At 72.7% G+C, this 8,764-nt stretch carries 4 protein-coding genes and 1 pseudogene; all 5 read right to left on the minus strand.

Annotated features, from left to right (window positions below; genetic code table 11):
* Window positions 1–105: 105 nt before the first annotated feature.
* Window positions 106–2,490: pseudogene (locus ACFYW3_RS07735) on the minus strand (ComEC/Rec2 family competence protein); the annotation flags it as partial.
* Window positions 2,487–3,341, minus strand: a complete 855-nt coding sequence (locus ACFYW3_RS07740; RefSeq protein ID WP_389385822.1) for a helix-hairpin-helix domain-containing protein — start codon at window positions 3,339–3,341, stop codon at window positions 2,487–2,489. The gene ACFYW3_RS07740 and the pseudogene ACFYW3_RS07735, both read right to left, overlap by 4 nt.
* Window positions 3,342–3,682: 341 nt before the next feature.
* Window positions 3,683–4,528, minus strand: coding sequence for a DegV family protein (locus ACFYW3_RS07745; protein WP_351758535.1), 846 nt, complete (start codon window positions 4,526–4,528; stop codon window positions 3,683–3,685).
* A gap of 106 nt (window positions 4,529–4,634) precedes the next feature.
* Window positions 4,635–5,372 carry a hypothetical protein gene (locus ACFYW3_RS07750; RefSeq protein ID WP_351758532.1) on the minus strand — a complete coding sequence of 246 codons (738 nt, stop codon included), beginning with the start codon at window positions 5,370–5,372 and terminating at the stop codon, window positions 4,635–4,637.
* A gap of 174 nt (window positions 5,373–5,546) precedes the next feature.
* A complete protein-coding gene (gene leuS / locus ACFYW3_RS07755) occupies window positions 5,547–8,417 on the minus strand; it encodes a leucine--tRNA ligase (RefSeq protein WP_351758531.1) in 2,871 nt (956 codons plus the stop codon).
* Between the last annotated feature and the right edge of the window lie 347 nt (window positions 8,418–8,764).

Genomic DNA, 8,764 nt, shown 5'->3' on the forward strand with positions numbered 1-8,764 from the left:
TGTGTGGACTTGTGCCGCTCTGGCGAAGACGCATTCGATCATGCTGCCGGGTTGTGGGCAAACAGAACGGGTGTGCCCGGTATGCCCGCGTCGCCTGCCCCGCCGTCCGGACGGAAAGGCCCGCAGCCGCGGGCCGCTTCCGGAGATCGCCACCGAACCATCGGTATCGGTGCGCAACACCGTCGCGCCCATCGCCCGCAGTCGCGCGAGCGTACCCGGCGCGGGGTGCCCGTAGCGGTTTCTTGTACCGACGGGAACAATCGCGATCCTGGGCTTGACCCGATCCTGAAGTCCTGGGTCCTGGTGTGCCGAACCGTGGTGGGCGACCTTCAGGACGTCCACCGGCCCCAATTCCGGATGACTCCTCAACAGGGCCTGTTGGGAAGGTGGTTCAAGGTCCCCCAGTAGGAGCAGGGTCACTCCGGAGGTCCGTACGAGCAGGGCCACGCTCGCGTCGTTCGGCCCCTCCGGCACAGGGCCGTCGGGCGTCGGCCACAGGACCTGCCACTCCAGCGTTCCGGCCCGGCGGCGTTCCCCCGAGGCGGCGGGTACGACGGGCACACGGGCCGCGGCGGCGATACGGCGCACGGCTTCGGCCTGCGCGTGCGGCTCCGCCAGGGTGGTGGTCTGGATCACACCGACGGCGCGTCCCCGCAGCGCCCCTGAGATTCCGCCCACATGGTCGGCGTGGAAGTGCGTCAGCAGCAGCAATGGGATCCTGCTCACACCCAGGTCGCGCAGGCAGTCGTCCACGGGGCCGGGATCCGGTCCCGTGTCGACCACGACGGCCGTACCCGGGCTCACCGCGAGGACGGCGGCGTCCCCTTGGCCGACGGCGCACTGTACGTAGGTCCAGTCGGGCGGAGGCCAGCCCTTGAACGGACGCGTGAGCTGTGGCGGCCGCAGGACGGCCAGGAGCAGCAGCAGGGCCAGGGCGGAGCAGAGCCCGCGATGGCGCCCCCACCGGACGCACAGCAGCAGCAAGGCGGCCGTGGCGGCGGCGAGCAGCAGTCCGCCGGGCAGCCCGCCCGGCCAGGGCAGCTCCGCCCCCGGCAGTCGAGCCCCGGCCCGCGCCACCGCGGCGATCCACCCGGCGGGCACCCCGGCACACCAGGCGAGCCATTCGGCGGCGGACATCCACAGCGGGGCCACCGCCAGCGTGGCGAACCCGAGCACCGTGGCCGGTCCCGCCGCCAGTTCGGCGAGCAGGTTGCACGGCACCGCCACCAGGCTCACCCGGGCGGTGAGCACGACGACGACCGGCGCGCACACCGCCTGGGCGGCCGCGGCGGCCCCCAACGCGTCGGCGAACCTGGGCCGCAGCCCCCGCCGTTGCAGAGCTGCGCTCCACCGGGGGCCGAGGGTGAGCAGCGCCCCCGTGGCCAGCACGGACAGCAGGAAGCCGACGCTGCGGGCCAGCCAGGGGTCGTACAGCAACAGCAGCAGAGCGGCCGCGGCGAGTGCCGGAACCAGCGACCTGCGCCGCCCGGTGGCGAGGGCCAGCAGGGTGACGGCCCCGCAGGCCGCGGCCCGCAGCACGCTCGGCTCCGGCCGGCACACCACAACGAAGCCGGACGTCAGCACCGCTCCGCACAGGGCGGTGGCCCGAAGAGAGAGCCCCAGCCGGGGCGCCAGTCCGCCCCGTTCCGCGCGCTGCGCGCCGGCCGGGGGCCCGATGAGCAGGAACAGCACCACGGTCAGGTTCGATCCCGACACGGCGAGCAGGTGCAGTAGATCGGTGGCCCGGAAGGCATCGTGCAGATCGGTCGGCACCCGGGAGGTGTCCCCGACCACCAGGCCGGGCAGCAGCGCCCTGGCGTCGGGCGCCAGCCCCTCGGTGGCCTCCCGCAGGCCGGCCCGCAGTGACCCCGCGACGCGCTGCGAGAAGTCCGGCCCGCCACTCACCCGCGGCGGGGCATCGCCGGCGAGGCGCAGCAGTGCCACGGCGCGTTCTCCGTCGCGGCCCGGCGCCAACCGGCCCACCGCCTCCACCCGTGTGGACGGCAGCAGCCGGGCCCAACCCGGGTGCCCGGCCAGGACCCGTACCGGGGTCTCGACCCTGGTGCGCGTCCCGTCGGTGCCGGTCATCCGGGTCACCACCGCGTTCAGTGCCACGGCGGGCGGCCCGCCTCCGCCGTGGACGGTACGGGGGTCCGACTCGACGGTGAGTTCCACCGCGACCCGGGCATGCCCCCGGGCGGCGCCCTCGACGGGTCCGGCGCGCTCCTCGGCCCGCTGGAGACCCGCCACCCCGGCTCCTGCCGCCGCGCACAGCAGGGCCGCGGCAAGGGCGGCGGAGATCCCCCAGGACGGCCCCGGTCGCCGGTGCCCGGCGAGGAACAGCCCGCCCGCGGCGGCCACCGCGAGGCCCACTCCGACGGCGGTCCACCCGGCCGGTGTCCCCAGCGCGACGGCCGAGGCCACCCACGTGGCCAGCGCCGGCGCGAGCAGGCGCAGGTCCGTCGGGCCGGACCGCTCGACCCCGTTCACGGCCGCACCAGCGCACGCAGGTCGGAGAACCGTCGTTCGCCGATGCCGTCGACCTGCCGCAGTTCCTCCACGGACCGGAAGCCGCCGCGCGCCGTCCGGAAGTCGATGATGTGCTGTGCGAGCACCGGCCCCACCCCGGGCAGCCCGTCCAGTTGCTCAACGGTGGCGCCGGCGAGACTCAGCGGTCCCGAGCCGGAACCGGAACCAGGCCCTGAACCTGACGGCCCCCGCCCCGAACCCGGACCGGGAGCGGCGCCGCCTGCCGCCATCGGCTGTACCGGGACGCCCACCACGAGCTGCTCGCCGTCCACCAGCACCCGGGCCCGGTTCAACCCGGTGGTGTCCGTGCCCGGCCGCGCTCCCCCGGCGGCGGCCAGCGCGTCCTCCACCCGCGCGCCCGCGGGCAGCCGCCGCACCCCCGGTTCCCGGACCTTGCCGCTGACGTCCACCACGACCCGGGCCGGGGTCGCCGCCGGGGAGGGGCTCGCGGCCGGGGCCACCACGGCGGGCGCCGTCACCGGCTCCGGCCTCGCCGTCCAGTACTGCTGCGCGGCGAACCCGACGGCCCCGACCAGGACCACCGCCACGGCGGCCACCGTCCTCGGCTGCACCCCGCAGTGCGCCTGGAGCCACACCGGCATCCGCTCCCGCACCGCGAGGGACCACGCGTCCCGGCCCGCGGGCCCCATCACCGGGTCACCCGTCGCCACTTCCCCGACGCGCCCCACCGGATTCGTCAACGGATCCGGCACCGGCCCCACCACCGCTTCGGGCACCGGATCCGACCCCACCACCTCCCCCGCACCGTCAGGTGGCGGGGCCGTCAGCATGGCCTCGGCCCTGCGTCGCATCGCCGATGGATCCGGTCGTGGCCGCCGCCCCACGATCCGTACCGCCCGACCACCGGACCGGCCACCGGCACCACCATCGGACCGACCCCTGAAACCATGGCCGAGACGGCGACCGAAGCGGTCACCGGAACGGTCGCCAGGACCATCGTCGAAACGGTGCGTTCGGCCAGGTCCACGGGTGGCTCCGGCGCCGGCCCCCAGGGGCCGCGAAGTACGGGTGCGCGTACGCGTTCGAGTCGTCATGCCACGACGGTAGGGCTCTGCCCCGATCTCCGTTCGGAGCCATCAATTCCGGTGGATGAAGAGCCCGTTGTGGATAACCGGGCCACCCGTTCCGGTGATCAGCGGGGTGATACGACCGCCGCCAACAGCCCCGGCCCGGTGTGTGCCCCGATCACCGCGCCGACCTCGCTGACGTGCAGCTCGACCAGCCCGGGGATCCGTTCCCGCAGCCGCTCGGCGAGCTTCTCGGCCCGCTCCGGCGCCGCCAGGTGGTGCACCGCCACGTCCACCCGGGCCGCACCGGCCCGCTCGACGGCGAGCTCCTCCAGCCTCGCGATGGCCTTGGAGGCGGTTCGTACCTTTTCCAGCATCTCGATCCGCCCTCCGTCCAGCGTGAGCAGCGGTTTGACGGCGAGGGCCGAGCCGAGGAGCGCCTGCGCCGCCCCGATGCGTCCGCCGCGACGGAGGTAGTCGAGGGTGTCGACGTAGAAGTACGCCGACATGTCCGCGGCCCGCTTCTCGGCGGCGGCCACGGCCTCGTCCACGGATCCCCCGGCTTCGCAGACCTCCGCCGCCGCCAGCGCGCAGAAACCGAGGGCCATCGCGACCATGCCGGTGTCAACAACGCGGACGGGCACCGGAGCGTTCTTCGCGGCGACCACGGCGGCGTCGTAGGTGCCGGAGAACTCGGCGGAGAGGTGCAGGCTGACGATGCCGGCCGCGCCGGCGTCCGCCGCTGCCCGGTAGGCCCGGGCGAACTCCTCCGGGCTGGGTCGGGAGGTGGTGACCGAGCGACGCTTCTGCAGGGCCAGGGCGAGGCTGCGTGCCGAGATCTCGGTGCCCTCTTCGAGGGCCTCGTCGCCGAGCACCACGGTCAGGGGCACGGCGGTGATCCCGTGCCGCGCCATCGCCGGATGAGGCAGGTAGGCCGTGGAATCGGTGACGATCGCGACATGGCGGGACATGAGCCGGAGGTTACCGCCACAGGGGGCCGTCCGGCAGCCAGGGGCCCATGTCAGGACCCCGCGGGGGGATCCCGGTCCGCAATCGTGACCTCCCCCGCGGCCGGTCTCAGGTGGTGGGCTCCGGGCGGGCCGTCTTCTGCCACGGGTGGCGCTGCGCCGGCTTGGAGGGGTCCAACGCCGCCGGCCGCGCCGCCGGGCCCGGGCCGGTGCCCGGGGCCGCCGTGGAACCCGAGGACCGCTCCTGCGCCGCGTCCCAGGCCGCGGCGGCCTCCGCGAGTTCGTCCACCGACTCACGGGACCAGTCCCGCAGCGCGCCCGACTCGACCTCGATCTGCTCGGACAGCGAGGACAGGTCGTCCTGCGCGAACCGACGCGCCCGGTCGCGGGCGGCCCACCGCAGCGAATCCGCGGACTGGACGATCTTCGCGGTGCGTTCCCGCAGGTCGGGCAGGAGTTCCGCGGTTCGCTTGCGGTCCGGTTCCTGCTCCAGCCGCTTCAGCTCGTCGTCCAGCTCGTACCCGTGCGCGCTCAGTCGCTCGAACAGGCCGATGGACTCCTTGAGCGAGGGGTCCTGCTGCACTCCCCGGTACAGGGCCTGCTGGGTGGCCCGCATCGACGTCCGCAGGTCCAACCGCAGCTGCGCCAGCGCACCCGGGACCCCGACCTGACCCAGGCTCTTCGCCCTCAGGGTGGTGTCCTCGACGGTCCGGCGGGCCTGCGTGATCGTCCGGTCCACGCCGCGCTTCGCCGCCCCGATCACCTTCACGGTGGCCCACGCCCCCAGCCCCAGGAAGGTGAACAGCATCAACAGGGCCACGATGATGAGCACTGAGCCCGGCTCCATGAGGTTCCCTTTCCCCTGCTTTTTCCGTCCCTTCCACGGTAAACGCAACGGGCAGGCCAGGGGTTCCAATCGAACCCCCAACCTGCCCGTAAGGGAGAACCCTCAGCCACGCCGGCTGACCGCCGGACGGCCGCCGGACGGCCCCCTGACCCCGTCGGACCAGGGCGAACGACGTCAGATGACGATGTTCACCAGCTTCGGCGCCCGCACGATCACCTTGCGGATCTCCGCGCCGCCGAGCGCCGCGACGACGCCCTCGTCGGTCAGGGCCAACTGCTCCAAGTCCGCCTCGGAGATCGTCGGCGGCACCTCCAGCCGTGCCTTGACCTTGCCCTTGACCTGCACGACGCACGTCACGCTCTCGTCCACGACGTACGCCGGGTCCGCCACCGGGAAGTCCTGGTGGACGACCGACTCGCCGTGTCCCAGCCGGTGCCACAGCTCCTCGGCGATGTGCGGCGCCAGCGGGGCGACCAGGAGCACCAGCCGCTCGGCGACCGAGCGCTCCAGCGGGCGCCCGGCCTTGGTCAGGGCGTTGTTCAGCTCGGTGATCTTCGCGATGGCCGTGTTGAAACGCAGCGCGGCCATGTCGGCGCCCGCCCCGTCGATCGCCTTGTGCAGGGCCCGCAGGGTGTCCTCGCCGGGCTCGCCGTCCACGACGGTGACCTCGCCGCTCTCCTCGTCGACCACGTTGCGCCACAGGCGCTGCAGCAGGCGGTACTGACCGACGACGGCGCGGGTGTCCCACGGACGGGAGACGTCCAGGGGGCCCATCGCCATCTCGTACAGGCGCAGCGTGTCCGCGCCGTACTCCTCGCAGATCTCGTCGGGCGTGACGGCGTTCTTCAGGGACTTGCCCATCTTGCCGTGCTCGCGCTTGACGGGCTGTCCCTGGTGGAACCAGCCGCCGTCGCGCTCCTCGACCTCGGCCGCCGGGACGTACACACCGCGCGCGTCGGTGTAGGCGTAGGCCTGGATCATGCCCTGGTTGAACAGCTTGTGGAACGGCTCCACCGAGGAGACGTGGCCCAGGTCGAACAGCACCTTCGACCAGAAGCGCGCGTACAGCAGGTGCAGCACCGCGTGCTCGGCGCCACCGACGTACAGGTCGACACCACCGTGCGGGGCGTTCTCGCTCGGGCCCATCCAGTACTGCTCGATCGCCGGGTCGACCAGCGCCTCGGAGTTGTTCGGGTCCAGGTAGCGCAGCTCGTACCAGCAGGAGCCGGCCCAGTTCGGCATGGTGTTGGTCTCGCGGCGGTAGCGCTTGACGCCCTCGCCCCGGCCCAGGTCCAGCTCCACGTCGACCCACGCCTCGTTGCGGGACAGCGGGGTCTCCGGCTTCGACGCGGCGTCGTCCGGCTCGAAGGTGCGCGGCGAGTAGTCCTCGACCTCCGGCAGTTCCAGGGGCAGCATCGAGTCGGGCAGCGGGTGCGCGACGCCGTCCTCGTCGTAGACGATCGGGAAGGGCTCGCCCCAGTAGCGCTGGCGGCTGAACAGCCAGTCGCGCAGGCGGAAGTTGACGGTGCCCTCGCCGACGCCACGTTCGGTCAGCCACTCGGTGATCGCGGCCTTGGCCTCGACGACGCCCAGGCCGTCCAGCGCGATGCCCTCGCCGGTCGAGTTGACGATCGTGCCGTCGTAGGAGGCGAACGCGTCGTCCCACTCCGTCGGGTCGGCGTCGCGGTCGTCGGAGGGCTCCACGACGCACCGCATCGGCAGCTCGAAGGCCTGCGCGAACGCGAAGTCGCGGGTGTCGTGCGCCGGGACGGCCATGATCGCGCCGGTGCCGTAGCCCATCAGCACGTAGTCCGCGATGAAGACCGGCACCTTCTCGCCGCTGACCGGGTTGATCGCGAACGCGCCGGTGAAGACACCGGTCTTGTCCTTGGCCTCGGCCTGTCGCTCGACGTCCGACTTGGACGCGGCCTGCTTGCGGTACGCGTCGACGGCCTCGCGGGGGTTCGTCGCACCGCCGGTCCACACCTGGCGGGTGCCCTCGGGCCACTCGGCCGGGACGATCTCCTCGACCAGCTCGTGCTCGGGCGCCAGCACCATGTAGGTGGCGCCGAACAGCGTGTCGGGACGCGTGGTGAACACCGTGATGGCGTCCTCGCCGACGGCGAAGTCGACGCGTGCGCCCTCGCTGCGGCCGATCCAGTTCCGCTGCTGCAGCTTGATGGCCTCGGGCCAGTCCAGCGCGTCCAGGTCGTCCAGCAGGCGGTCGGCGTACGCCGTGATCCGCATGTTCCACTGGCTCAGCTTGGCCTTGAAGACGGGGAAGTTGCCGCGCTCGGAGCGGCCGTCGGCCGTGACCTCCTCGTTGGCCAGTACGGTGCCCAGGCCGGGGCACCAGTTCACGGGCGCGTCGGAGGCGTACGCCAGCCGGAAGCCGTTCAGTACGTCGGCCCGCTCGCCCGCGGTCAGCGCGGCCCACGCGCGGCCGCCCGGAACCTCACGGGAGCCGTCCTCGAAGGCGGCGACCAGTTCGGCGATCGGCCGGGCCTTGGCGGCGTCCGCGTCGTACCAGGAGTTGTAGATCTGCAGGAAGATCCACTGGGTCCACTTGTAGTAGTCCGGGTCGATCGTGGCGAACGAGCGCCGCCGGTCGTGGCCCAGACCCAGCCGGCGCAGCTGGACCTTCATGTTCTCGATGTTCGCCTCGGTCGACACCCGCGGGTGCGTGCCGGTCTGCACGGCGTACTGCTCGGCCGGCAGGCCGAAGGCGTCGAAGCCCAGGGTGTGCAGGACGTTGTGGCCGGTCATCCGCTGGTGGCGGGCGAAGACGTCGGTGGCGATGTACCCCAGCGGGTGGCCGACGTGCAGCCCCGCACCGGACGGGTACGGGAACATGTCCATGATGAACTTCTTGGGGCGCGCGACGACCGCGGGGTCCCCGGCCAGGTCACCCGTCGGGTTGGGGGCCTCGTAGGTCCCCTCCGCGTCCCATACGTCCTGCCAGCGTGCCTCGATGTCGGCGGCCATGGCAGCCGTGTAACGGTGCCCCTCGGCCGCCTCGGGGGCCGGGGTGTTCGTCTCGCTCATGATTTCTGAAGCTCCATCGATCGTCTCTGCCGTCTCTGCCTGCCCAAACGAAAAAACCCCTCGCACAGGAGGGGGCGCCGCGCCGATGCCGACCGCATCCGTGGGCTCGACGGGTCGGGACTGATCAGCGCGGCTCGGTAAGCAGAAGGCGTACGGCACGCATGGCGTCAGGGTACCGCAGCGGCCCCGAGGCCGCTCTGCCCTTCCGACGCGCGGACGCGAGCACGACGAGAAGCGGGGGGCCCCCCGCCGGGGGGGCGCGGGGGGGTAGAGGGGGTGTAATGGGTAATTAAATAAAGGCAAACACCAAGCGCAACCGGGCCGCAAACAACAAAACTAAAAAACCC

It is taken from the genome of Streptomyces sp. NPDC002602 (genome assembly GCF_042889445.1).
Classification (GTDB): Bacteria; Actinomycetota; Actinomycetes; order Streptomycetales; family Streptomycetaceae; genus Streptomyces.

Excerpts from the sequence above, each read along its gene's own strand:
- ACFYW3_RS07740 (WP_389385822.1), bottom strand. The coding sequence starts at position 3,341 with ATGCGACGCAGGGCCGAGGCCATGCTGACGGCCCCGCCACCTGACGGT.
- ACFYW3_RS07745 (WP_351758535.1), bottom strand. The coding sequence starts at position 4,528 with ATGTCCCGCCATGTCGCGATCGTCACCGATTCCACGGCCTACCTGCCT.
- ACFYW3_RS07750 (WP_351758532.1), bottom strand. The coding sequence starts at position 5,372 with ATGGAGCCGGGCTCAGTGCTCATCATCGTGGCCCTGTTGATGCTGTTC.
- leuS (WP_351758531.1), bottom strand. The coding sequence starts at position 8,417 with ATGAGCGAGACGAACACCCCGGCCCCCGAGGCGGCCGAGGGGCACCGT.